This window comes from Pseudomonas sp. UBA4617 (genome assembly GCF_002386445.1).
Taxonomy (GTDB): Bacteria; Pseudomonadota; Gammaproteobacteria; order Pseudomonadales; family Pseudomonadaceae; genus Aquipseudomonas.
The window spans coordinates 115767-140711 of sequence record NZ_DGIR01000005.1 but is presented as its reverse complement, the minus strand read 5'-3'; the positions used below and the strand labels follow the sequence as shown (position 1 = coordinate 140711).

Below are 24945 nucleotides of genomic sequence, written 5' to 3'. Positions count from 1 at the left end.
GGCAACCATTAGCTTGAGATCAGCCGCCAGCCTGAGTAACGTGGCCAGCTCTTTGGCAAAGATTCTGCGGAGCCCGTCCCATGCGCCTCACCCCTACCCTGCTGCTCAGTGCCCTGCTGCCCCTGTTCGGTGGTTGCCAGTTCATGGCCGCCGCCCCCAGCGACCCGAACATCGGCACCACACGCATGCAGGGTGAACTGCGCGCCGCTGGTGGCCAGTTGCTGTTCAAACCATGCACTGAAAACCGTACCTTCGTGATCAACGACGTTGCTGCTACCGGTGTCCTGCAAGAGGCTGCAAACCTGGCCAAGGACGCCAACGACAAGCTGTTCGCCGACGTCCGTGGGCGCCTCACCGGCAGCAAGCAGGCGAGCAACGACGGCCAGCTCGAAGTGCGCCAACTGTACCGCCTGGAACCTTCCACCCGCGCCTGTGAAGACCCCAACTTCAAGCAGCTGACGCTGCGCGCCAGCGGCCACGAACCGGAATGGGACATCAAGGCCAGCGGCAAGGGCATGGTGCTCAACCGCGTCGGCAAGGACCCGCTGCCCCTGCCATTCCTCGAAGAAGAAGTGCCCGGCGGCGGCCTGACCCTGACGAGTGAAGCCAACAGCCAGCACGTTGAACTGTGGGTCGCCCCGCAACGCTGCCTCGATGGCGCCACTGGCGCCGTGCGTCACCTGCGCGCCGAATTGCGCATCGACGGCCAGACCCTGCGCGGCTGCGGTTACTTCGGTGGTGCGCGCGACAACTGATCGCCGGGTGCTTTTATCCTGCCAGTCGGGGCGGCGAACAGCTTATACTTGGCGGTTTGTGTAAAGCCGCCGGCCGCCCATGGCCGGGATACTGGACCCTGCCATGCTACGAATCACCGAACTGAAGCTGCCCCTGGACCATCCCGACGAAGCCCTGCGTGAAGCCATCGTCCAGCGCCTGGGCATCCGCGACGAGCAACTGCTCAGCTTCAACCTGTTCAAGCGCAGCTACGATGCGCGCAAGAAGAACAGCGAACTGCTGTTCATCTACACCATCGACCTGGAAGCCAGCAACGAAGCCGAACTGCTCAACAAGTTCGCCGACGATCGCAACATTGGCCCGGCGCCTGACGTGACCTACAAGTTCGTCGGCCAGGCCCCGGCCAACCTGCAGGAGCGCCCGATCGTGGTCGGCTTCGGCCCATGCGGCATCTTCGCCGGCCTGCTGCTGGCCCAGATGGGCTTCAAGCCGATCATCCTCGAACGCGGCAAGGAAGTGCGCCAACGCACCAAGGACACCTGGGGCCTGTGGCGCAAGAGCGTGCTCAACCCCGAGTCCAACGTGCAGTTCGGCGAAGGCGGCGCCGGCACCTTCTCCGATGGCAAGCTGTACAGCCAGATCAAGGACCCGCAACACCACGGCCGCAAAGTGCTGGAAGAATTCGTCAAGGCCGGTGCGCCGGACGAAATCCTGTACATCAACAAGCCGCACATCGGCACCTTCCGCCTGACCGGCATGGTCGAGCAGATGCGCCAGGACATGATCGCCCTGGGCGCTGAAGTACGCTTTCAGCAGAAGGTCACCGACCTGCTGATCGAAGATGGCCAACTGACCGGCGTGGTGCTGGAAAGCGGCGAGCAGTTGCACTCACGCCACGTGGTGCTGGCCCTGGGTCACAGTGCCCGCGATACCTTCCGCATGCTGCACGCCAAGGGCGTGTACATGGAAGCCAAGCCGTTTTCGGTGGGCTTCCGTATCGAGCACCCGCAAACGCTGATCGACAAGGCGCGCCTGGGCAAATACGCCGGTCACCCGAAACTCGGCGCCGCCGATTACAAGTTGGTCTATCACGCCAGCAATGGCCGCTCGGTGTACAGCTTCTGCATGTGCCCAGGTGGCACCGTGGTCGCTGCCACCAGCGAGCCAGGCCGGGTGGTGACCAACGGCATGAGCCAGTACTCGCGTAACGAGCGCAACGCCAACTCCGGGATCGTCGTTGGTATCGACCCTGAGCGCGACTACCCCGGCGGCCCGCTGGCCGGCATCGAGCTGCAGGAGCGCCTGGAAGCCCACGCCTATGTGATGGGCGGCAGCAACTATCAGGCCCCGGCGCAACTGGTGGGTGACTTCGTCGCCGGCCGGCCATCGACTGCGCTGGGCAGTGTCGAGCCATCCTACAAGCCGGGCGTGACCCTGGGCGACCTGGCGCCGAGCCTGCCGGCCTTCGCCATCGAAGCGATCCGCGAGGCATTGCCGGCATTCGACCGGCAGATCAAGGGCTACAACCTGCACGATGCGGTGTTGACCGGGATCGAGACACGCACCTCGTCGCCGTTGCGCATCACTCGCGGTGATGACTTCCAGAGCCTGAACCTCAAGGGTCTGTTCCCGGCGGGTGAAGGGGCCGGGTATGCGGGTGGGATCCTGTCGGCAGGTGTCGATGGTATTCGCATTGCCGAGGCGGTGGCGCGGGATATGCTCGGCCTCTGACCACTCCCGGCCTACGAGGGCGTTTTCTCAGGCAAACCGCGAAAACGCCCTCATAAACGCCAGAGAAATCCGAAAACCATCAGATTTCCCCTACTCCATCTTTCCCATTCTGCATCTAGGCTTCCTCCAGCCCAGCCCAGCAACAACATATAACAAAAAAGAATATAGTTTTTGTTTGAAAGCATATCTTCACAGGCTAGGGTGTACGCCCGTTCCATCCGTAACTGCCCATGGAGAGCCCATAGCCCGTGCGTAGCCTGTTAACCCGTTTCCTGCAGCTCGAAGCCGCCAGCGGCCTGCTGCTGATCGCCGCGGCCGTACTGGCCCTGATCATCAACAACTCGCCGCTGTCCTACCTGTACAGCGGCCTGCTCGACGTGCCCGTCGCCGTTCAGGTCGGCGCTTTGCAGATCGCCAAGCCGCTGCTGTTGTGGATCAACGACGGCCTGATGGCGCTGTTCTTCCTGCTCATTGGCCTGGAGGTCAAGCGCGAAGTGGTCGACGGCCACCTGTCCAGACCGTCCCAGGTGATCCTGCCGGCTACCGCCGCCGTGGGCGGCATGGTGGTACCGGCATTGATCTACTGGTTCATCAACCGTGATAACCCGCCAGCAGTGGCCGGCTGGGCAATCCCCACCGCTACCGACATCGCCTTCGCTCTTGGTGTGCTGGCCCTGCTGGGCAAGCGCGTGCCGGTATCGCTGAAACTGTTCCTGATGACCTTGGCAATCATCGATGACCTGGGTGCGATCATCGTTATCGCGCTGTTCTATTCGGGCACCCTGTCGAGCGTGTCGCTGCTGCTGGCAGCGGCGTGCCTGGTGGTATTGGTGGCGATGAACCGGCTTGGCGTGGTCAAGCTGGGGCCTTACATGATCGTGGGTCTGGTCCTGTGGGTCTGCGTGCTCAAGAGCGGCGTGCACGCCACGCTGGCTGGCGTTGCCCTGGCGCTGTGCATCCCGCTGCGCACTGGCCATGGCGAACGCTCGCCATCGCACGCTCTGGAACATGCCCTGCACCCGTGGGTCGCCTATGCCATCCTGCCATTGTTCGCCTTTGCCAATGCCGGTGTTTCGCTGGCTGGCATGACCGTAGACAGCTTCACCCACCCGGTGCCGCTGGGCATTGCCGTCGGGTTGCTGCTGGGCAAGACCGTCGGGGTCTTCGGCCTGACCTGGGTCGCCGTCAAACTGCGCCTGGCTACGTTGCCAGCAGGCGCCGGTTGGGGGCAGTTGCTGGGCGTGGCGATCCTGTGCGGCATCGGCTTCACCATGAGCCTGTTCGTTGGTTCCCTGGCCTTCGTGCCAGGCAGCAGTGAATACGCCGGAATGGACCGCATGGGTATTCTTACCGGTTCGTTCCTTGCTGCTGTTCTCGGCTACGCCGTAACCGCCATGGCCAGCCGCAAGCCCAGCGCAGGCTGACCTGGCCACTACATGAAAAACCCCGACTGGCGTGCAGCCATGTCGGGGTTTTCGTTGCTGCGCGAAATCAGTGCGTGACGCGGCTGGTACCGTCGACAGTCATGATGCGCACGCGGTCGCCAACGCGGAAGATTTCGTTCTCCTGCACGGCCTGGACATAGGCACGCATGCTGCCGTCGTCCTCACGTACGGTGATTTCCACGCCCTGGGTGCGGGTCAGGCCTTCTTCGGCTGCAGAACCGGCCAGGCCACCGGCTACGGCACCGATCACGGCGGCGACGATGCTGCCACGGCCACCACCCACGGCACTACCGGCCACGCCACCAACGATGGCGCCAGCACCACCGCCGATCGGGGTTTTGGTACCCTCGATCTTGACCGGGCGCAGGGATTCGATGGTGCCCATACGCACGGTCTGCACGCGGCGGGCCTCATCACGGGAGTAGCTGTCACCGGTCAGGCTAGAGGCACAGCCACCCAGCAACAACGACATGGTGGTGAAGGTCGCCACCAGCAAAGCGGATTTACGCATGGGTAATGTCTCCATAAGTCAGGTGCTCATTAGACGCTGCACGTTGACGACTGTCACGGTACAAGCGCAATAAAATTGTTTTTATTCAGCCGAGGTACAGCCAGCGTGGCTGTGCCAATGCCTTTTCAAGTGAGACCAAGGATAGCCATGGATTACTTCATCGTCGTGGTCACCACCCTTGCAGGGTTGTATTTCCACGGATGGTTGTATGTGCGCATGCGCCGCTGGATAGAGCGTGACCTGGCGTTGTCGCTGGCCGGGGCGGACCCTGGCAAGCGGGCGTACATGCTGCAAAAGCTGGAACAGGCACGGAGCGAGAAGGTTGGGCGCAAGCAGTTGGCGGTGTGGCTGCAGCGCGAGGCGGCGGAGTATACGGGGTAGCCTGATTGATTGGCGGGGCTGCTGCGCAGCCCATGGCCGCACAAGGCCGCCCCTGCAGGGAACAGTAAGGGAGGCGATACCGGCCGGTGGCCTGAAAGGCCGCAAGGCGGCCCCGGAATGTCAGGGTGCCAGGCGCTCGCGCAGCCATTGCCCATCAACCAGCCGGTAGTTCAGCCGGTCATGCAACCGGCTGGCCCGGCCCTGCCAGAACTCGATTCGCCCAGGCAGCAAGCGGTAGCCACCCCAGTGTTCCGGGCAATGCGGCTGGGTGTCGGAGAAGCGTGCCTCGGTAGCCTTGACCAGACCTTCCAGTTCCTCACGCCCGGCAATCACCCGGCTCTGCGGCGAAGCCCAGGCCCCCAGGCGGCTACCCAGAGGGCGTACCTGGTAGTAGGCGTCCGATTCCTCGGCTGTGACCTTTTCCACCCGCCCTTCGATGCGCACCTGACGTTCCAACGCCGGCCAGAAGAAGGTCATGGCGGCGTAGGGGTTTGCCAACAATTGCTGGCCCTTGGCGCTGTCGTAGTTGGTAAAGAAGGTGAAACCACGCTCATCGAGCCCCTTGAGCAGCAACACGCGGCAATGGGGGCGGCCGTCGGCATCGACGGTGGCCAGGGTCATGGCATTGGCTTCCACCGGGGCCTGCTCGGTTTTCACCGCATCGGCGAACCACTGGTGGAACAGGGCGAACGGCTCCCCCGGGGCCTGGGCTTCGGCCAGGCCATCACGGGTGTAGTCGCGGCGCATATCAGCCAGGGATTGGGTCATTGCTGCGTTCCTTGACGATCAGTTGGTCTTCGCAGGGCTGTTGACAGCTACTTTCTTGTCAGCGGTAGCTTTCTTCGCCGCAGGCTTGGTTGCCGCGGCCTTTTTCTTGGCGGTGGTCTTGGCTGGCGTCTTGGCCTTGGCCTTGGCTACAGGCTTCTTCGCCGCAGCCTTGGCCGCCGGCTTGCTGTCAGCAGCCTTGGCGGCTGGCGCCTTGGTATCCTGCACCGCCACCATCGACGCGGGTACCGGGGCCGGCGCCGCCTGCTGGTACTTGGCCAACAGGGCAACCATGGTGTTCTGCGGGGTCAGCAGCATTTCCACACGGCGGTTCAAGGCGCGGCCCTCGGCACTGTCGTTGGCGGCGCGCGGCATGACCGAACCCATGCCCTTGAGGTTCAGGCGGTCACGCTGCAGGCCGCTGAGGCGGAAGATCGCCGACACCGAAGCGGCGCGCTCCAGGCTGAGCTTCTGGTTGGCGGCAGCGACACCGCTGCTGTCGGCATGGCCGAGCACCAGAACGGCGGTCTTGGCGTCGCCTTCGACGGTCTTGGCCACGCGGGTAATCGGGCCCAGTGTCATCGGCAGCAGCATGTTCGGGCGGTCAGGGTTGTACGAGCCGTCCACCGGAATGGTCACGGCCAGCACGTTGTCACGACGCTCGAGCTCCAGCTTGCTGCCCTTGATCGCTTCCCGCAGCTTGGGCTCGTATTCGTCGAGCCAGGCCTGGGTGGCCTTCTCGTCGATCTTCGGTACTACCGGGCCCTTGGTCTGCTTCTCTTCAGCACCGAATGGCCACCACCAACGGCTGGCACTTTCGGACTTGGCGTCGGCCTTGGCGACGTCTTCAGTCACGGCTTGCTTCACTTCCTGCTCGGCAACCTTGTCCGAACCGAAGGGCCACCAGCTCGAGCCGCTGTCCTTCGAGGCGTCCTGGGAGTGACTGGCGCAGCCGGTAACGGCGGTCAGGCACAGGGCGAGTGCTAAGGTTTTATGTGAAGACATCAGCGATACACCATGAAATAGAAAGAAATTTTGCCTACACACTTCAGGCGTTGGCATTGAGGATAGTCAAAGGCATGAGGCAACACCCGCATTACCCGATCAAAGGCAACTTGCAAGTACACGCACCAGATGCTGGGCTCGCGGGTCCATCAGCACGTAAGGGCCAAGGGTATTGACCACGAAGCCGAAGGCCACGTCGTGCTCCGGGTCGGCGAAACCGACCGAACCGCCGGCGCCAGGGTGGCCGAAGGCACGAGCGCCGAGACCAAAGGTGGCATTGGCCACCTGGGGCTGGTCGAGCATGCAGCCCAGGCCGAAACGGGTCTGGGTGAGCAAGGTGCGGTCCTGGCCGAGGCTGTGTTCGCGGGTCAGTTCATCGAGCAGTTCGGATTCGAGCAGGCTGCCATCCAGCAGCCCGGCATAGAAGCCCGCCAGGCTGCGCGCGTTGCCATGGCCATTGGCCGCCGGCTGTTGCATGCGCCGCCATTCCGGCTTGTTGGTGCTGGTCAGGATCGCCGGTGGGTTGGTAAAGGCACGTGTCGACAGCGCCTCGGGCTCACGCATGGTGACCTGCAGCAGGCGCTGCGCCGCTGCATCCCCGGGGTTGCCCTTGCCACGGGCGATATGCGCCACGCGGTGGAACTCCTCGTCCGCCAGCCCGACATGGAAATCCAGCCCCAGCGGGCGCGCGGTACGGGCCACGATCGAGTCACCAGGGCCACGGCCGTCGGCACGACGGATCAGCTCGCCGATCAGCCAGCCGTAAGTAATGGCGGCATAGCCATGCTCGGTGCCAGGCACCCACCAGGGCGTCTCGGCAGCGAGGGCATCGACCATGGTTTGCCAGTCGTACAGGGCCTCGGCTGGCAGCAACTCGCGGATGGCCGGCAGGCCGGCGCGGTGGCTGAGCAGTTGGCGCAGGGTAATCGCCTGTTTGCCAGCCTGGGCGAACTCGGGCCAGTAGTTGGCCACCGGAACATCCAGGGCCAGCTTGCCCTCGCCGACCAGCTGCAGGGCGGTCACAGCGGTGAAGGTCTTGGTGCAGGAAAACAGGTTGGCGATGGTGTCGCTGTGCCAGGCCTGCTGGCCATCCTTGTCGGCACTGCCGGCCCACAGGTCGACAACGGTTTCGCCACCGACCCGGATGCACAGCGCGGCGCCACGCTCCTGGGGATCATCGAACAGCGCAGCGAAGGCTTCACGCACCGCTTCGAACTTCAGCTCATAGTGACCCTGGATCTGCACCCGCTGTTCTCCGTACGACCATTTCCGAAAAATGGTGTGCATTGTTTCAGTAGTTTGGCGTTTTGCAAACTGGCTTGGGCTGGGTGGTCGCGACGAATGGTGCAACGCACCACGCCCCCGCAGGAGCGGCCTCGTGTCGCGATGGGCTGCGTAGCAGCACCGGGATGAAGCGTTGGCGCGGAGAGTGGCTGGACCGCTTTGCGGCCCTTTCACCACCCATGGCCGCAACTGCCCAGGCCTGGCCGACCTATGGGGCAGGCTTTTCCAACTCGGCGCGCAGCTTGTCCATCGCCTGCAGGTTGCTCTTGCGCACGGCCTCGACAAATCCCGGATACGGCATATCGGTGATTGCCACCAGGCCGAGGTGGCCGTTTTCACCGTCGAGCAGCCGCCCGCTGGCCGGCTGATCGAGGTACTGGAACCAGTGCGCGCCGACAATCATCGGCTGCGCCAGCGCCGCCTTGAGGAAATTGCCGTAGGCCGGGCCACGGTCTTCTTCCCGCGCCAGTTCCAGCGGCCCCGGCCAGAATGGGCCGCGATCACGCGAGCCGAACTGGAATTCGGACACCAGCACCGGCTTGTCCAGCTCGACCAGGCTGGCGAAGTCGTAGCCATCCTGCGGCTTGAGGGTATAGAAGTTGAAGCTGAGCACATCGCAGAATTCGGCGCAGGCCTTGATTGCCTCGGGCGTGCTGACGGCATAACGGCCACCCAGTAGCAAGTGATTCGGCGCATGCCACCTCAGCGAGTCGGCAATGGTCTTGAAGTAGGTATCGGCAAATACCTTCTGGAAATATTGGTAGTCGCGCTCGATCTCCGGGTGCTCGGGGTTCGGCAGCGGTGCTTCGAAGCCTGGGTCCTCCATCAGTTCCCAGGCGGTCAGTTCGATACCCCAGGCTCTGGACAGGCCTTCCTGGTTGCGATACTTGTCGCGCAGCTGCTTGAGGAAAGCGCGCTTGGCTGGCACATCGGTAGTCAGGCGCAACGTGCCGTAAGCCAGCCCGTAACGGGCCTTGGGGTCACTGCCAGGGGCGGCCCACGCCAGTTCATTGTCGGCGAAATAGCCGATCAGCCATGGGTCGTCACGGTGATCGCGGGCGGCAATAGCCACGGCACGCTCGGTGGCCATGGCAAAACGCGGGTCGAACGGGTCGGGCATGCGGCCCCACCAGTCCATGCCGGTGCTGATGCTGGCGTAGTCGCCCACGATCGACAGCGGCAAGGTGTACGGCATGCGCCTGGCCTGGCCCAGGGCCGGCTCGCTCCAGTTGCCGAGCGTGTTGAAACCCCAGGCTTGCAGGCGATCGAGCGCGTGCCCCTGCCAACGGGCGGCATCCAGCACCAGCGGTGGGCAATTGGCCGGTTGCCCGTCTGTTGCGGACGGGCAGGGTTTGCCATAGGTGCGTTGCAGGTTGGCAGCATAGAAGTCGAACCAGCGCCCCTGCTTGAAGTTGCGCCCTTGCGACGAGGCATTGCCGTCGTCGTTGTTGCCTTCGCCATAAAAGGCGGCCAGCGCATCACCTGTACCCGGCAACGCCTTGAACATGCCCTCACGCCCGGTGATGTAGGTGCGCCCGCCATCGGCGGCGACGGCATTCACCCCCAACGAGTAGAACGGGTGCCCGTCCGGTGTTACCAGGTACCAGCGGTCATTGCGTTTTTCGGTGCGGAAGAAGCCTTTGGCCTCGAACGCCGGCCCGGCCAGCAAGCCACCGTAGACATCCAGTTGCTGCTTGCCACGGTCTGCCAGCCAGCCCTTGAGCTGTTGCTGCTCGCGCGCGTCAGCCGCCTTGAGCTGTTCGTCATTGACAACCTTTTCTGGCCAGTTGCCACGAGTGGACTGGCCATAGGCGTCGATCAGCTCATGGTAGGCCGCCTGGTAAGCCCGGTCGTCATCCTGGATGCCCACCCGCTCGATCAACAAGCTTTGCGCCACCTTGGGGCTGGGGATGCTCAAGCTGACCGAGGCCACTTGCTTGAGGTCTACAGCACCGGCGCTGCTGGCCAGCAACAGGCGCTGGCCATCATGGTTCCAGGGCATCGGTGGGCCGGCGCGCATGCCCTGGCTGAGCGGCGAGCTGGCCGTCAACGGTACCATCACGGTCTGGGCGGGGCCGGCCGGCAAGTCGATGCGGCTGGTCAAGGTGCGGCCATCACTGCCCTGCACCGTGACGTCCAGGGTCAGCGCCCAATCCATTGCGCTTTGCAGGCGCATGGTCAGGAACTGCCCAGCGGACCAGTCCCACACTCCGCTTTGCGGGCTCAGGCGCAGCGTCGGCCGCTGGGCCGGGTTGAACACCACACGCCGCAATACCTCGCCTTCAGCCGTCTGCTCCGCATTGTACTGCGGCAGGCCGGCATCCTCGGTCAGCACATTGACCACCGAGGCCGGGCGCACGAAGCTGAATAGCGTCTGCTGCCCCGCCAGCAAGGGTGAGCTGAACAACAGGGCGAGAACGGCGGGCAGGGTGCGGCTGGCCATAAGGCTTGGGCTCTCCTTCAGGGCCCTCATGGCCCACGACTGAGGAATGGACAACGCGCCGGAGCAACTGCTCCGGCAGTCAGGAAATCTCCCGCCGGAACGGCGGCAGCGCATTGAGAATAGCCTTGCCGTAGCGCTGGGTGACCAGGCGCCGATCAAGCAAGGTGATAATGCCGCGATCCTGTTCGGTTCGCAGCAGACGGCCGCAGGCCTGGATCAGCCGCAGCGAGGCATCGGGCACGGCAATTTCCATGAACGGGTTGCCACCGCGGGCCTCGATCCATTCCGCCAATGCTGCTTCGACCGGGTCGTCGGGAACGGCGAAGGGAATCTTGGCAATCACCACGTGTTCGCAATACGCCCCCGGCAGGTCGACCCCTTCGGCAAAGCTGGCGAGGCCGAACAGTACGCTGTGCTGGCCGTCGTCGACCCGCGCCTTGTGCTTGTTCAGGGTTTCCTGCTTGGACAGGTTGCCCTGGATCAGCACCAGTTTGCGCCAGTCACGGTCCAGCCCATCGAAAACGTCCTGCATCTGCTTGCGTGAGGAGAACAGCACCAGCGCGCCACGGGCCTCTTCCACGATATTCGGCAATTCGCGGATGATTGCCGCGGTATGCGCCGCTGCATCGCGCGGGTCGGCCTTGAGGTCGGGTACCCGCAGCAGGCCGGCATCGCCATGCACGAACGGGCTGGGTACCACGCAGGTGACTGCGTCACGCGGCAAGCCCGAGCGCATGCGGAAGCGGTCGAACTTGCCCAGCGCGGTCAGCGTCGCTGAGGTCACCAACGCGCCGTGGGCAACGTTCCACAGGCTACGACGAAGCATGTCGGCGGCCAGGATGGGGCTGGCGTTGACCTCGATATCAAACAGTGCCCCGCTCTCGGCCAGGGTCAGCCAGCGCGCCATGGGCGGGCTGTCTTCCGGGTCTTCGGCGGTAAAGGCCGTCCATAGCTCCCAGTTGCCCTGGGCACGGGTTACCAGGCTGCCGAACAGCGGGTACCACTCCTCAGCCTGGTGGCTGGCGATGCCGATGTTGACCTCACCGTCCATGCCTTCCTTGAGCAGGTCGGCCAGGCGGGTGAACAGGTCGTTGAGACGGGCAAAGCCCTTTTTCAGCTCGATGCCCACTTCGCGGATCTGCTCCGGCACCACACCGCCTTCGAAACGGTAGCGCGGGCGCTCACGGCCTTCGTTGTCCTCGCCGGGGCGGAAATCGGCGACCTGCTCGCACAGGGTGAACATGAACTGCTGCTGGGTACGCACTTCCCGCGCCAGCTCGGGCACCTGCTCGATGTACTTGCCCAAGTCGCCGGGCAGCGGGTGCTGGGCCAGCAGCTTGGTCAGGTTCTTGGCGGTCTGCTCCAGCCAGTCGGCAGTGGAGCGCAGGCGTGAATAGTGGGCGAAATGGCCGATGGCCTTGTCTGGCAGGTGGTGGCCTTCATCGAAGACATACATGGTGTCGCGCGGGTCGGGGAGCACCGCACCGCCGCCCAGCGCCAGGTCGGCCAGGACCATGTCGTGGTTGGTGACGATCACGTCGACCTTGCCCATGCCTTCGCGCGCCTTGTAGAAAACGCACTGCTGGAAGTTCGGACAATGGCGGCCGGTGCACTGGCTGTGGTCGGTGGTCAGTCGCGCCCAGTCCTGGTCTTCCAGGGCTTCGGGCCAGCTGTCGCGGTCACCGTCCCAGCGGTTGCCGGCAAGCTTCTCGATCATGCTGTTGAACAGCTTCTGGCTGCGCTCGTCGACTTCGATGTGGAAGCCTTCCTCCTCGAACAGCTGGGCGGTGGCCGACTGAGCGTGGCCCTCCTGCAGCAGGATGTCGAGCTTGGACAGACACAGGTAGCGGCCCCGTCCCTTGGCAAGGGCAAAGCTGAAGTTCAGGCCGCTGCTGCGCATAAGGTCGGGCAGGTCCTTGAAGACGATCTGTTCCTGCAGCGCCACGGTGGCGGTAGCGATCACCAGGCGCTTGCCGGCGGCCTTGGCGGCCGGAATGGCAGCCAAGCTGTAGGCCACCGTCTTGCCAGTACCGGTGCCCGCCTCCACTGCCACCACGGCAGGCTCGCCGGCACGGCGGCCTTCGTCATCGCACGCGATGTCGCCGAGCACCTTGGCCACTTCGGCGATCATCAGGCGCTGGCCATAGCGTGGTTTGAGGCTCTTGGCTTCGAGAAAACGCGTGTAGGCGCCCTGGATGGTGGCTTTGAGTTCGTTGCTGATCATGGTCTGCAGGCGCCCGGCGGGCTGGATATATTTTCAGTGTTTCGCATGGGGCGGCTATCATACCCCGCTATTGCCCTTTATGCCGCATGGAGATCCGGATGCTCGCCTTTGCCCTGCCCTACACATTGCATGTCCTGGCCGCCCTGGTGTGGGTGGGCGGCATGTTTTTCGCCTGGCTGGTATTACGCCCGGCAACGGTTGCAGCCCTTGAAGGGCCTGCCCGGCTGCGCTTGTGGGTGGAAGTTTTCCGACGCTTCTTCGCTTGGGTCTGGCTGGCGGTGGCGATTTTGGCGATAAGTGGTATCGGCATGTTGCACATGCGCTTCAGCGGCTTCGAGACTGCACCGAAGTATGTGCAGGTGATGATCGGCGGGGGCATCGCCATGTTTGCCCTGTTCATGCGCATCCAGGCGTTGCTGCTGCCGGAACTGAGGGCGGCGGTGCAGGTCGAGGACTGGCCGGCGGGTGCGGCAGTGCTGGGGCGGATTCGGCGGATGGTGGGGATCAACCTGCTGCTAGGCCTGGTGGTGGTAGCTGTGGCCAGTTCGCGGCTGATGATCTGAGACTCTGCGCTACCCTGCAGAAGCGGCCTTGCGCAGCCCATCGCGACGCAAGGCCCCTCCTACAAGGGAATACGGTGAGGCTTCACAGGCGCTGCAGGATCAGTTCGTGCGGTACACCAGGCAACCAGCACCAGACTACGCGTTTCGCGGCGCCTCCTGCACACGGGGAATGGACATGACATGGAAGATACCCGTCAACAGGATCTGCAGGCGATCGAACCAGCGGTGGCTGCGCCCGCGCAGGCTGCCATTGAAGAACAGCACTTCGAGCAGATGCAGGCCCAGCAACGTGATGCCGGCCGCGTTGATCAGCAGATTGAAGGGCAAGGGTTGCGGCATCAACTGATTGAACAGCACCACGCCCCAGAAAGCGACAGTCAGGAACTTGCCCAAGCCCAGGATGAACCTCATATCCCGCCCCCATGGATTGTTGTTATGTCAAGCCGGCCCGTCCGAGCGGACCGTGCGGCCAACATTAACCGCAATATCAAGACAGGCGCCAGCACCACTCAGTCGAGGTGCAGTTCCACCCGTCGGTTGCGGGCGCGGCCCTGCTCGCTTTCGTTGTCGGTGAGCGGCTCACTCTCACCGCGCCCCTGGCTGGTGACCTTGCCCGCCTCCAGCCCTTGGCTGATCAGGTAAACGGCCACGCTGCCGCCGCGGCGTTCGGAAAGTGCCTGGTTGTAGCTGTCGGAGCCTACGTTGTCGGTATGCCCGTGCCACTGCTCAAGGCACGGGCGCATACCGCCCTACCGCTGGATCTTGATCTCGGTACGGCGGTTCATGGCACGCCCCTCGGCCGTGGCGTTGTCTGCCACCGGCTGGGTTTCACCGGCGCCCGCAACCGACACGAAGCTGCTGCGCGGCACGCCGCTCTGGACCAGGTAATCGGTGACCGAGTGGGCGCGGCGCTCGGACAGTTTCTGGTTGTAGTTGTCGGAGCCGACGCTATCGGTATGGCCGCTGACGCTCAGGCGGGCGGACGGTGCTTCCTGTTTCAGGCGGGTGGCAATGGTATTGAGGCGCTCCTTGTCGCTGGCGGTCAGGCGCGCGGAATCGAATTCGAAGTGCACATCGCGGATGACGATGACTTCTTCCTTCTGCACCACCACTTCCTCGACCACTGGCGCCGGCTCAGGCGGGCAACCATTGGCGTCCACCTGCACGCCGCGAGGGGTGCCGGGGCACTTGTCGCGGCTGTCCGGCACGCCATCGCCATCCTCGTCGCCATCGCCATGGGCCCAGCAGTAGCCTGCCGCCAGGCCACCGCCCAGCAATGCGCCCCAGCCAGCCCAGCTGGAACTTTCGATAGCGCCCAGGGCGGCGCCGCTTACACCCCCGACGGCGGCACATTTCGGCCAGTCGGTCTTTTGCAAACCTGCACAACCAGTCAACACACTGGTGAGCAGGACCAGGGGTATCGCTGTGCGTACTATGCTCATTTCATTGCTTCTCCTAGGGGGAATCGGCATAAGGCCGATCTCTCGGAGTAAAGACCGCGCATTCGATCCCTGCCAGCAACAATAAGCCACGACGCGGTCACATGCCTCTTTGCCCACACGCTGTGGCCCGCTAGTCTTGGACGACTTGAAGAGGACTTGCAATGAACGACCGCTTTTCCCAGCGCACCCCGCAGCAGGCCCTGGCCGCCCTGCTCGAGCGCTTCACCCCGCAACGCCTGCTGCTGGTGGGCACGCGCTTTCCGGCGCTGGACGCCTTCGCCCAGGCGCACCCTCAGGTGACCATCGCCACCGCAGCCCCTGGCCCGCTGCCGGTCGAACTCGCGGCCCAGCGCTTCGACCTGGCGCTGCTGGTGGACTGCCTGGAGCATCTACCCAAGCGTACGGGCCTGGAACTGCTCGGCGGAGTGCGCAATCTCAATGCCAGCCGGGTTGCAGTGCTGGCCGACCTGGCAGCCTGTGGCTGGCAGGACACCGACTTTTTCGCCCTGGCCATGTCGGCCAGCGAGAAATTCTGCCGTGACGAGCAGGTCTTGAGCCTGTTCACCTATGATCTACATGACTACAAGCAGGTACCGGACTGGCTCAACGCCAAGTTCTGGGCCAACCCTGAAAACTTTGGCAAGTACTGGTGGTGAAGATGAGTGTCTCGGTCTGCCCTTGCGGCAGTGGCAACCTGCTCGACGCCTGTTGCGGGCACTACCATGCCGGCACCCCGGCGCCCGATGCCCAGGCGCTGATGCGCTCGCGCTACAGTGCCTATGTGCTGGGCCTGGTCGACTACCTGGTGGCCACCACCCTACCGGCCCAGCAAGCCGGCCTGGACCGTGCCGCCATGGCCGCCTGGAGTGCCCAGAGCACCTGGCTCGGCCTTGAGGTCGAAACGGCGGAAGTGTTGGGTGGCCAGCCTGAGCATGCCTTTGTGACCTTCACCGCACGCTGGCACGATCAGGAGGGCGATCACCAGCACCGCGAACGCTCGGCCTTCGTCCAGCATGCCGGGCGCTGGTACTTCATCGACCCTACGGTCGGGCTCAAGGCCGGGCGCAATGACCCCTGCCCCTGCGCCAGTGGCCAGAAGTTCAAGAAATGCTGCGCCAGCTACGTGGGTAGCTGACCATGATCGCCCGCGTCCGCCTGCTGCTCGGCCCGCTGCTCGCCTGCCTGGCACTGCTGGCGGGTTGCAGCAGCTGGGGTGGCGGCGATTGGCGCGAACCCGAGGTACGCCTGGTCGAGGTCGAGACGGTGAAGGCCCGGTTGCTGGAGCAGGAGTTCGTGCTGCACCTGCAAGTCGACAACCCCAATGACAGCCGTCTGTTCATCCGCAACCTGTCGTACGCCATACGTCTCAACGACCTGCTGCTGGTGCAGGATGAAGCCAGCCTGTGGCGCAGTGTCGGCGGGCATGGCCGACGTACTTTCAAGATCACCGCGCGAACCAACCTGTGGCAGCACCTGAAACCTTTGGCCAAGCTGCTCAAGAGCGGGCAGCCGCTGCATTACAGCCTGCAGGGTGAACTGGCTACCGGGTTGCTCCTGCATCGGGACCTGCACTTGTCGCGCAGTGGTGAGATAATCCCCGGCGATCATCACCCGGAGTAACCCCGCAATGTCCCAGCAACCCCACGTCCATGGCCCTGACTGCAACCATGATCATGATCACCACCACGATCATGGCCACGTCCACGGCCCGCACTGCAACCACGGCCACCAGGAACCAGTACGCAACGCCCTGAAGGACGTTGGCCGTAACGACCCCTGCCCGTGCGGTAGCCAGAAAAAGTTCAAGAAGTGCCACGGCGCCTGACCTGAACTGCCGCTGCGCGCCCCGGCTCCGGGCCGCGCAGTACGTAGCCGACGGCCATGAGCAGCACCATGCACAGTGCCATGCAGATGGCATTGGTCGCGTCCCAGCCGACCGTGTCCAGCAACAACGACGGGCTGAAAGCGCCAACGGTCGCGAACAGGGCAATGGCCAGGTCGTTCTTTCCCTGCATCTGCATGGCTGTCGGGCTGTTCTGCAGCGCTTGCGCCAGCAACGCCCCGCCGCCCACGTAGGTCAGGTTCCAGCCCAGGCCAAGGGCGATCAACGACAAGGTCATCATGGCGTAGCTGTGCGACCACAGGTTCATGGCCGCGCAGCCGATCAACAGCCCCAGGCCGGCGCTGATGGTCGCCCTGATCCCAACCTTGTGGATGATCGCGCCCGTGAAGAACGAGGGTGCGAACATGGCAACCACATGCCACTGAATTGCCAGGCGCACGTCGGAGAAGTCCTCCCGCATGTGTTCCATGTGCAGGGAAGCCTGGATCATCAGCAGATTCATGATCCCGTATCCCAGCGCGGCGACTGCCATGGCCAGGGCCAGCACCGGGCCGAGCGGTGCGGCATTTGCGCCGGCCGGTTTTTCCACCTGCTCCAGGCTGGCCCGTGCGGCATCGCCGGGCAGGCAGGCCGCGACCAGCAAGGACATTGCCGCGAGGCCAAGCAAGGCGGCGTAACACAGCGCAAACAGTGGATAGCCGCCAACGTCGCGGAGCCATTGGGTGAGTGCCGGCCCGACCACGGCGGCGATCACCCCGCCCGCCACAACCAGGGAAAGCGCTTTGGGCTTCAGCTGTTGCGCCAGGTCGTCGGTAGCGGCGAAGCGGTTGAAGTTGGCGAACGCAATGTAGATACCCAGCGCCGAATGGCTGATCACCAGCGTCGCGAAGTGTTGTTCCTGCACGGCCAGGTAACCGCTGATACCGGATACAGCCAGCGGTATCGAGCCCAGCATGAATGCCCGCTTGCGACCGATACGGCTCATCAGCCTGGAGACCGGGTAAGTGGCCAGCATCATGCACAGGAACTGGAAGCCGTAAGGCACGGTGGACCAGGTGCTGGCAGGCGCCAGCGCTGCCCCGACAGTGGCGGCCATGGTCACCGACATGACCGCAGTCGTCAGGTTGATCGATTGCGCCGTGAAATACAGGTAAGTGCGCCGCGGAAGTGTGCTCGACATGGCATGTGCTCAGGTAGGTGGACGGTCGCTTATCCGGCACCCTGCTACGGCGCCGACGGGTGCATGGTGGCACCTGCCGGGCCCTGAGATGCAAACAGCAGACGCACTTTTGGGTTAACTGTTAGACTGTTTTTTCTAACAGTCGGCGGACACGCCATGCGCCCGAACAACCTGCATGACCAACTGAAACAGCGTCTCGAAGCCGGTGAGTGGCTGCCTGGCCAGCGCATGCCGTCCATCCGCAAGCTGAGCGCGGCGGCCGACTGCAGTTACCACGATGTCGTCTCCAGCTATGCCAGGCTGGTCAGCGAAGGTGTGCTGAGCGCCATCCCAGGCCGCGGCTACTATGTCGCCTGCGGCAGCCGGCAGCCAGGTGCATCAGAGACTGGCCCTGCCGAGTCCCCGGCAAGCATGGCCGACGACCCATTGTTCACGCTGCTGCAAAGTGACCGGCGCTACACCAAGCTCGGCAGCGGCTGGCTGCCACCGGCCTGGCGGGACACCGAGCTGCTGGCCAAGGCGATACGCCGCACCGCGCGGCTGGAGCAGAGTTCGCTGGCGGAATATGGCGACATCCAGGGCTACTTGCCCATGCGCAGACAACTGTGCATGCACCTGCAGCGCCTGACCCGTATCGAGGCCCGGCCAAGCCAGTTGCTGACCACGTTGGGTGCCACGCAAGCGCTGGACCTGGTCGCGCGGTTGCTGATCAAGCCAGGCGACGCTGTATTCGTCGACGAGCCCGGCAATGGCAACCTGATCAAGCTGATCCAGCTGGCAGGTGGCCATGTGCTCGGCGTGCGGCGTACCCAGGACGGGCCGGACGTGGCGGAAATGGAAGCCCACCTGGGCCGGCACAAGGTCAAGGCGTTCTTCTGCAACAGCAACTTCCATAACCCGACCGGCGGCAACATCAGCCCGCACATTGCCTTCCACATTCTGCGCCTGGCCACCGAGCACGACTTCCTGATAGTCGAGGACGACGTGTATGGCGACTTCAGTCCCGGCGTACGCCAGACTCTTGCCGAACTGGATAACCTCGAGCGGGTGATCTACATCGGCAGTTTCTCCAAGTGCCTGTCCGCTTCGCTGCGCGTAGGCTACATCGCCTGTTCGGCTGCGCTGATCGAACCCCTGACGCGCCTGAAGCTGCTGACCTGCGTTGCCGTGCCGGCGTTCTGCGAACGCTTCGTCAACACCATCCTCTCCGATGGCACCTACGCCCGGCACATGAAAGACCTGCAGCAGCGCCTGATCCGGCAGCAGGCCCAAACCCAGCAGTTGTTGCGGGCGCGTGGCTGGCAGTTCGACGTAACGCCACAGGGCGGCATGTTCCTGTGGGTCTATCACCCCGCCGTGGCCGACCTGCAACCTTTCATGCAACGCCTCGAGCAACACAAGGTGATGTTGATGCCAGGCTCGGCATTTGCCGTCAGCCGGGCCTATCAAGGCCATGCGCGCATCAATTGCACGCATTTTTCCGACGCTGTGGCCCTGCATTTCAAGGTTTCAACCGCCCCTGGCAAATAAAGCGCCCGGGGACCTTGCACGGCGCCTGCGCGCTTACTACCTTAGCGCCTTTCCAAACCCGCCACGCCTGCAGGAGCCCTTGTCATGGCCGCCCCCGCCTTTCCTTCCTTCCGCCCGCGGTTCGCAACCGCTGCCACGCTGCTCGGCATGCTCGGGCTGGCCGGCTGCCAGACGGGCGGCTATCAGGACAGCGTACCACCGGCCAGCGGTGTGCAGCCGCTCAAGGGCCTGGCACAGAACGTCTCGGTACGGCGCAACGCCATGGGCGCGCCTTTGATCGAAAGCAGCAGCTTCCATGACGCCCTGTTCAGCCTGGGCTACGTGCACGCCGGTGACCGCATCGAACAGATGGTTGCCATGCGCCTGCTCGCCCAAGGCCGCCTGGCCGAGCTGGCCGGCAGCGACGCGCTGGACATAGACCGGCTGATGCGCGCCGCCAACCTCAAACAGAGCGCCGCTCAGCAGTACGCCGAAGCGTCACCACGGCTCAAACGCTTTTTCGAGGTGTATGCACGCGGGGTCAACGCTTACCTGTTCCGCTACCGCGACAGGCTGCCCGCCAGCCTGGCCAGCAGCGGTTATCGCCCGGAATACTGGAAGCCCGAGGATTCGGCGCTGATCTTCAGCCTGTACGCCTTCAGCCAGTCGGTGAACCTGCAGGAAGAACTGAGCGCCCTGGTCCTGGCGCAGAAAGCCGGCAGCGACAAGCTGGCCTGGCTGTTGCCCGGTGCCCCGGACGAGCCGTTGGCCGAAGCCGAGGTGGACAAGCTCAAGGGCCTGAACCTGGCCAGCCAGTTGCCCGGCCTGCCAGCCCTGGCCGCCGCCAGCCAGAAGCTGGCCGACCTCGGCCTGCTGGGCAGCCCCGGCTCGGCCAACCTGGCCCTGGCGCCGCAACGCAGCCGCAGTGGCAAGAGCCTGCTGGCCAGCGACAGCCGCGCCGCCTGGGCCCTGAGCCCGGTGCAGATCCATACCGGCAAGTACCAGGTCGCCGGGCTGTCGTTGCCCGGCCTGCCAATCGTGCTGGCCGGATACAACGGCAAGCTGGCCTGGAGCAGCAGCGCGGTCATGGCCGACAACCAGGACCTGTATCTGGAGCAACTGCGCCACCAGGGCAGCCAGGTGAGCTATCTGGCCGACGGCAAATGGCTACCGGCCCGCGCTCGTAGCGAAACCTTCTTCGTTCGCGGCCAGCGCCCACTGCGCGAAGTCCTGTACGACACCCGCCACGGCACCCTGCTGGCGCAACCGGGCAATGCCAGCCTGGGCCTGGCGCTGAACCTGCCGCAGTTCAAGGAGGATCGCAGCCTCGACGCGCTGTTCGACCTGACCCGCGCCCAGAACGTGGAGCGCGCCTTCGACAGTACCCGTGAAGTGACTGCCGCCGCCCTCAACTTCGTCTTCGCCGAGCCCGAGCACATCGGCTGGCAAGTCAGCGGCCGCTACCCCAACCGCCGCGAAGGCCAGGGGCTGTTGCCATCGCCGGGCTGGGACGCACGCTACGACTGGGACGGCTTTGCCGACCCGATGCTGCACCCTTACGACCAGGACCCGCCAGCCGGCTGGATCGGCCATGCCAACCAGCGCAGCCTGCCGCGCGGCTATGGCATGCAACTGTCCAGCACCTGGTACTACCCCGAGCGGGCCGAACGCCTGGCGCAGTTGGCCGGCAATGGCCGCCATGACAGCCGCAGCCTGATGGCCCTGCAGAACGACCAGGTCACCCTGCTGGCCGACAAGCTCAAGCAGGTGTTCGACGCCCCTGGCATGGCCCAGCCGCTGAAGCAGGCGATCGATGCCCTCCCCGCCGCACAGCGTGACAAGGCCCGCGAAGCACTGGCCCGGCTCAAGGCCTTCGATGGCCGCCTGAGCCCGGTGTCGGCCGATGCCGCACTGTACCAACTGTTCCTTCAGGAAGTGGCGCGACAGACCTTCCTCGACGACCTCGGCCCGGAGTCCGGCGCGGCTTGGCAGGCCTTCGTCAGCAATGCGCGGATGTCATTCTCGGCGCAAGCCGACCACCTGCTGGGGCGCGACGACAGCCCGCTGTGGGACGACCGCAACACCCCGCAGAAAGAAGACAAGCCGGCCATCCTGGCCCGCAGCCTGGCTGGCGCCATCGATGCCGGCACCACGCAACTGGGGGCCGATCGCCGCGCCTGGCAGTGGGGCAAGCTGCACCAGTACCGCTGGCCAGCACCGACCTACCATGGCCTGGGCGATGCCATCCACCGTTCGCCGCAGCCCGCCGGTGGTGACTTCACCACCCTGGGCTTGACGCCCTACGCCTGGGGCAGCGACTTCGATGCCCGCCTGCCGGCCTCGGCACGGATGATCGTCGACTTCGGCCAGGCCGAGCCGTTACAGGTGCTGACCAGCAGCGGACAGTCCGGCAACCCGGCCAGTGCCCATTACGGTGACGGGCTGGATGCCTGGTTCAAGGGGCACTTCATGAGCCTGCCGCTGCAGCAGCGGAACTTCGGGCAGGCGTATGGCAACCAGCGTTTGACGCTGGTGCCCGGTCGCTAGGGAGCAGTTCCCGCTTACCCGCAGCAACCCAGCTACCTAGCATCCTCGGTGTCGCACTGTTCCCGGACAGCTGCGGCACTTTTTTCCATCAAGAGGATGACCAACATGACTACAGAAACCCTGAAAATCGAGATTTCCTGGCCTGATACCCTCAAAGTTCCTGCTGGCGCCACCGTCAATGCCCAACTTTGGGTAGGTACCGCCAACGCCGACTACTGCATGATCAGCGACGGAGATGCCAGCGCCCCTGCGGTTACTTCACCAGCCACCCTGGAAATCTCTTATGACACCAAGGACCTGCTGCCAGGCAGCGCCGAGACCACATGGGATTACTTCCGTACTGCCCCCTACCTGATGCATGATGGCAAACGCCTGAACATCTCCCGCATTGCCAAGATCACTATCGAAGAAGCCCGAAAATCAGGCTGGAAGATCGCTATTGCCTGACGCGGTACGGGCAGCCCTCCAGAGGGCTGCCTCACACATCGAACTTGCCGCGGCCCTCGGCACTCTGAGCTAGCAAGCCCTATTGCAGACGTTGAGCCATGGACCTCGTCATCGCCCGCCCCGAAGGCCTGTACTGCCCGCCCGGTGATTTCTACATCGACCCGTGGCGGCCCGTGGACCGAGCTGTGATCACCCATGGCCACGGCGACCACGCCCGCATCGGCAATGGCCATTACCTGGCCGCCAGCCCTGGCGCCGGCATCCTGCGCAGCCGCCTCGGCCAGGACATCAACTTGCAGACCCTGCCCTACGGCGAACGCCTGCTGCACCATGGCGTTACCCTGAGCCTGCACCCGGCCGGGCATGTCCTGGGCTCGGCGCAGGTGCGTCTGGAGTACCAGGGCGAGGTCTGGGTCGCCTCCGGTGACTACAAAGTGGAGCCGGACGGCACCTGCGCACCGTTCGAACCGGTGCCCTGCCACACCTTCATCACCGAGTCGACCTTCGGCCTGCCCATCTACCGCTGGCCCAGCCAAGGCGAAATTTTCTCCGGGATCAATGCCTGGTGGCGCGCCAACTGCGCACAGGGCAAGGCCAGCGTGCTGTTCTGCTACGCCTTCGGCAAGGCCCAGCGGATCCTCCACGGGCTGGACGCCAGCATTGGCCCGATCCTTGTGCATGGCGCCGTCGAGCCGCTCAACCGGGTATATCGGGAAGCTGGCGTCTACTTGCCAGAGACCCGCTACGCCGGTGATATCCCGCGCAACGACCCGCTGCTGCGCCAGGCGTTGGTCCTGGCCCCACCATCGGCCGGTGGCAGCAGCTGGATGCGCCGTTTCGGTGATTACAGCGATGCCTTCGCCAGTGGCTGGATGCTGTTGCGTGGCACCCGCCGACGGCGCGGGGTGGACCGTGGCTTCGTACTCTCGGACCATGCCGATTGGCCGGGGTTGCTATGGGCCATCGGCCAGACCGGCGCGGAACGGGTAATGGTCACCCACGGGTCAGTCAACGTACTGGTGCGCTACTTGAACGAACAAGGCCTCGATGCCCGGGCCTTCGCAACCGAATACGGCGAGGAAGACGACGCTGTCGCCACGGAGCCAGGCGCATGAAAGCGTTTGCCGACCTGTACCTGAGGCTGGATGCAACCACCTCCAGCGCCGCCAAGCTGCAGGCCTTGCGTGACTACTTCAGCAACGCCCCGGCTGAGGATGCCGCCTGGGCCGTATACTTCCTGGCCGGTGGTCGCCCTCGCCAGCTGGTGCCAACCCGGGTGTTGCGCGAGCTGGCCAGTGCATTGGCGGGGCTGCCGGACTGGCTGTTCGAGGAAAGCTACCAGGCCGTTGGCGACCTGGCCGAAACCATTTCCCTGCTGGTGCCGGAAAGCCACCACGTGAGCGACGATGGCCTGGCCTATTGGGTCGAACAGCATCTGCTGCCATTACGTGGTCTGCCAGTCGAACAGCTCCAGCAACGCCTGCCACCGCTGTGGGCAAAGCTGGACCGCCCCAGCCTGATGCTGTGCCTGAAGCTGATCACGGGGAGCTTTCGCGTTGGCGTATCGAAGCTGCTGGTCACCCGTGCCCTGGCACAATTGGCCGGGCTGGATGCCAAACGCGTGGCCCAGCGCCTGGTCGGCTACACCGACATCAGCCACCGCCCCTCCGCCGCCAGCTACCAGCATCTGGTCGCCCCGGCATCAGACGATGAACATGGCCAGCGTGGTGGCCAGCCCTACCCGTTCTTTCTGGCTCACCCGCTGCAAGTGCCGAGCGAACAGTTCGATACGCTGCTCGGCCCACCGAGCGAATGGCAGATCGAATGGAAGTGGGACGGCATTCGTGCCCAGGTGGTCAAGCGCGAAGGCCAGCTATGGGTCTGGTCGCGTGGCGAGGAACTGGTCACCGAGCGCTTCCCCGAGCTGCACAGCCTGGCGCAGACACTACCCGACGGGGTCGTGCTCGATGGCGAGATTCTGGTGTGGAAACCGGGCAGTTCGGCGGATGAACTGGCGGTACAGCCCTTTGCCCTGTTGCAGCAGCGCCTGGGCCGCAAGACCCTGGGCAAGAAACTGCTGAGCGATGCGCCGGTAGTGCTACAGGCCTACGACCTGCTGGAATGGCAGGGCGAGGACTGGCGCAGCCGGCCGCAGCACGCGCGCCGCCGCCAGTTGGAGCAGGTGCTTGAGGAGCACCCATTGGCACCCGTGGTGCTCTCTCCCCTGCTCGAGGGCGCGGACTGGGCCGACCTTGCCCGCCAGCGCGAACAGTCACGCAGCCTGGGGGTGGAAGGCTTGATGCTGAAGCAGCGCGAGGCCTTGTATGGCGTAGGGCGAACCAAGGACATGGGCACCTGGTGGAAGTGGAAGATCGACCCGTTCAGCGTCGATGCCGTGCTGATCTATGCCCAGCGCGGCCATGGCCGGCGGGCCAGCCTGTACAGCGATTACACCTTCGCCGTGTGGGACGCGCCGGCCGGCACGCCGGGGCGGGCGCTGGTACCTTTTGCCAAGGCCTACTCAGGGCTCAGTGATGAAGAGATGCGCAAGGTCGACGCCATCATCCGCAAGACCACGGTCGAAACCTTTGGCCCGGTGCGCAGCGTGACGCCGACGCTGGTATTCGAGTTGGGCTTCGAGGGCATCGCCCTGTCCCGCAGGCACAAGAGCGGCATTGCCGTGCGCTTTCCGCGGATGCTGCGCTGGCGGCTGGACAAGCCAGTCGAAGAGGCGGATGACCTGGCGACCCTGCAGGCACTGCTGGCTTGAGACGATTCGGACCGCGAAAAAGCCCGCGCGCTCACCCTGCAGGTAGCGGATGAGGCGCAGTCACGGAATCTATGCTTCTATCTGTGTGCCGACCCGTGTCGCAGACCGTTTTCGCCACGC

23 protein-coding genes and 1 pseudogene are annotated in these 24945 nt (G+C 64.4%); 14 read left to right on the top strand and 10 right to left on the bottom strand.

The window, feature by feature from the left end; translation table 11 throughout:
- Positions 1–80 precede the first annotated feature (80 nt).
- From B4L76_RS01690 to nhaA, 3 genes are all read left to right on the top strand, one after another.
- On the top strand, positions 81–755 hold the full coding sequence (locus tag B4L76_RS01690; RefSeq protein WP_296230033.1) for a COG3650 family protein: 675 nt from the start codon (positions 81–83) through the stop codon (positions 753–755).
- Positions 756–858: 103 nt separating this feature from the next.
- Positions 859–2466 (top strand): NAD(P)/FAD-dependent oxidoreductase, encoded by a 1608-nt coding sequence (locus B4L76_RS01685; RefSeq protein WP_296230032.1) that lies wholly within the window; start codon positions 859–861, stop codon positions 2464–2466.
- A 248-nt stretch (positions 2467–2714) separates the two neighbouring features.
- Positions 2715–3890: a Na+/H+ antiporter NhaA gene (gene nhaA, locus B4L76_RS01680; protein ID WP_296230031.1), complete on the top strand. Its 1176-nt coding sequence runs from the start codon at positions 2715–2717 to the stop codon at positions 3888–3890.
- Positions 3891–3957: 67 nt separating this feature from the next.
- On the opposite strand, the gene B4L76_RS01675 is transcribed toward nhaA, so the two are convergent.
- Entirely contained in the window at positions 3958–4422 is a 465-nt protein-coding gene (locus tag B4L76_RS01675) for a glycine zipper 2TM domain-containing protein (RefSeq protein WP_144170910.1), read from the bottom strand.
- Positions 4423–4569: 147 nt separating this feature from the next.
- Here B4L76_RS01675 and B4L76_RS01670 point away from each other — a divergent pair, with 147 nt between their 5' ends.
- Positions 4570–4803: a hypothetical protein gene (locus B4L76_RS01670; RefSeq protein WP_296230029.1), complete on the top strand. Its 234-nt coding sequence runs from the start codon at positions 4570–4572 to the stop codon at positions 4801–4803.
- A 120-nt stretch (positions 4804–4923) separates the two neighbouring features.
- On the opposite strand, the gene pdxH is transcribed toward B4L76_RS01670, so the two are convergent.
- The 5 genes from pdxH to dinG all read right to left on the bottom strand — a co-directional run bounded on the left by pdxH (position 4924) and on the right by dinG (position 12524).
- A complete protein-coding gene (pdxH, locus tag B4L76_RS01665; RefSeq protein ID WP_296230028.1) occupies positions 4924–5571 on the bottom strand; it encodes a pyridoxamine 5'-phosphate oxidase in 648 nt (215 codons plus the stop codon).
- An 18-nt stretch (positions 5572–5589) separates the two neighbouring features.
- On the bottom strand, positions 5590–6573 hold the full coding sequence (locus B4L76_RS01660; RefSeq protein ID WP_296230027.1) for an OmpA family protein: 984 nt from the start codon (positions 6571–6573) through the stop codon (positions 5590–5592).
- Between the two features lie 99 nt (positions 6574–6672).
- The gene (locus B4L76_RS01655) at positions 6673–7818 is read right to left on the bottom strand and encodes a serine hydrolase domain-containing protein (RefSeq protein ID WP_296230026.1); all 1146 of its coding nucleotides are present in this window, start codon (positions 7816–7818) and stop codon (positions 6673–6675) included.
- Between the two features lie 247 nt (positions 7819–8065).
- The gene (locus B4L76_RS01650) at positions 8066–10300 is read right to left on the bottom strand and encodes a beta-galactosidase (RefSeq protein WP_296230025.1); all 2235 of its coding nucleotides are present in this window, start codon (positions 10298–10300) and stop codon (positions 8066–8068) included.
- A 79-nt stretch (positions 10301–10379) separates the two neighbouring features.
- Positions 10380–12524: an ATP-dependent DNA helicase DinG gene (gene dinG, locus B4L76_RS01645; RefSeq protein ID WP_296230024.1), complete on the bottom strand. Its 2145-nt coding sequence runs from the start codon at positions 12522–12524 to the stop codon at positions 10380–10382.
- Between the two features lie 98 nt (positions 12525–12622).
- On the opposite strand from dinG, the gene B4L76_RS01640 reads away from it, so the two are divergent.
- A complete protein-coding gene (locus B4L76_RS01640) occupies positions 12623–13087 on the top strand; it encodes a CopD family protein (RefSeq protein ID WP_296230023.1) in 465 nt (154 codons plus the stop codon).
- Positions 13088–13222: 135 nt separating this feature from the next.
- On the opposite strand, the gene B4L76_RS01635 is transcribed toward B4L76_RS01640, so the two are convergent.
- The 3 genes and pseudogenes from B4L76_RS01635 to B4L76_RS01625 all read right to left on the bottom strand — a co-directional run bounded on the left by B4L76_RS01635 (position 13223) and on the right by B4L76_RS01625 (position 14529).
- Positions 13223–13498, bottom strand: coding sequence for a DUF1145 domain-containing protein (locus B4L76_RS01635; protein ID WP_296230021.1), 276 nt, complete (start codon positions 13496–13498; stop codon positions 13223–13225).
- Positions 13499–13596: 98 nt separating this feature from the next.
- A pseudogene (locus tag B4L76_RS01630) lies at positions 13597–13803 on the bottom strand (OmpA family protein); the annotation flags it as partial.
- Positions 13804–13836: 33 nt separating this feature from the next.
- Complete coding sequence (locus B4L76_RS01625; RefSeq protein WP_296230020.1) at positions 13837–14529, bottom strand: OmpA family protein; 693 nt, start codon at positions 14527–14529, stop codon at positions 13837–13839.
- Between the two features lie 161 nt (positions 14530–14690).
- Between B4L76_RS01625 and B4L76_RS01620 the strand changes: the two genes are divergently transcribed.
- The 4 genes from B4L76_RS01620 to B4L76_RS01605 are packed head-to-tail and all read left to right on the top strand — an operon-like array spanning position 14691 to position 16354.
- Positions 14691–15185, top strand: coding sequence for a DUF6231 family protein (locus B4L76_RS01620; RefSeq protein ID WP_296230019.1), 495 nt, complete (start codon positions 14691–14693; stop codon positions 15183–15185).
- 2 nt (positions 15186–15187) lie between these two features.
- Positions 15188–15664 (top strand): YchJ family protein, encoded by a 477-nt coding sequence (locus tag B4L76_RS01615; RefSeq protein WP_296230018.1) that lies wholly within the window; start codon positions 15188–15190, stop codon positions 15662–15664.
- A 2-nt stretch (positions 15665–15666) separates the two neighbouring features.
- Positions 15667–16149 (top strand): LEA type 2 family protein, encoded by a 483-nt coding sequence (locus B4L76_RS01610; protein WP_296230017.1) that lies wholly within the window; start codon positions 15667–15669, stop codon positions 16147–16149.
- Between the two features lie 7 nt (positions 16150–16156).
- Complete coding sequence (locus tag B4L76_RS01605) at positions 16157–16354, top strand: SEC-C metal-binding domain-containing protein (RefSeq protein ID WP_003258907.1); 198 nt, start codon at positions 16157–16159, stop codon at positions 16352–16354.
- On the opposite strand, the gene B4L76_RS01600 is transcribed toward B4L76_RS01605, so the two are convergent.
- Positions 16332–17552 (bottom strand): MFS transporter, encoded by a 1221-nt coding sequence (locus B4L76_RS01600; protein ID WP_296230014.1) that lies wholly within the window; start codon positions 17550–17552, stop codon positions 16332–16334. The genes B4L76_RS01605 and B4L76_RS01600 overlap by 23 nt on opposite strands.
- Positions 17553–17708: 156 nt before the next feature.
- Here B4L76_RS01600 and B4L76_RS01595 point away from each other — a divergent pair, with 156 nt between their 5' ends.
- The 5 genes from B4L76_RS01595 to B4L76_RS01575 all read left to right on the top strand — a co-directional run bounded on the left by B4L76_RS01595 (position 17709) and on the right by B4L76_RS01575 (position 24825).
- Complete coding sequence (locus B4L76_RS01595; RefSeq protein WP_296230012.1) at positions 17709–19082, top strand: PLP-dependent aminotransferase family protein; 1374 nt, start codon at positions 17709–17711, stop codon at positions 19080–19082.
- Positions 19083–19166: 84 nt separating this feature from the next.
- A complete protein-coding gene (locus tag B4L76_RS01590) occupies positions 19167–21608 on the top strand; it encodes a penicillin acylase family protein (RefSeq protein WP_296230010.1) in 2442 nt (813 codons plus the stop codon).
- Between the two features lie 105 nt (positions 21609–21713).
- Entirely contained in the window at positions 21714–22055 is a 342-nt protein-coding gene (locus B4L76_RS01585) for a hypothetical protein (RefSeq protein ID WP_296230009.1), read from the top strand.
- Between the two features lie 98 nt (positions 22056–22153).
- A complete protein-coding gene (locus B4L76_RS01580) occupies positions 22154–23170 on the top strand; it encodes a ligase-associated DNA damage response exonuclease (RefSeq protein ID WP_296230008.1) in 1017 nt (338 codons plus the stop codon).
- A complete protein-coding gene (locus B4L76_RS01575) occupies positions 23167–24825 on the top strand; it encodes an ATP-dependent DNA ligase (RefSeq protein ID WP_296230007.1) in 1659 nt (552 codons plus the stop codon). Before B4L76_RS01580 ends, B4L76_RS01575 begins: the two co-directional genes overlap by 4 nt.
- Positions 24826–24945: the final 120 nt, after the last annotated feature.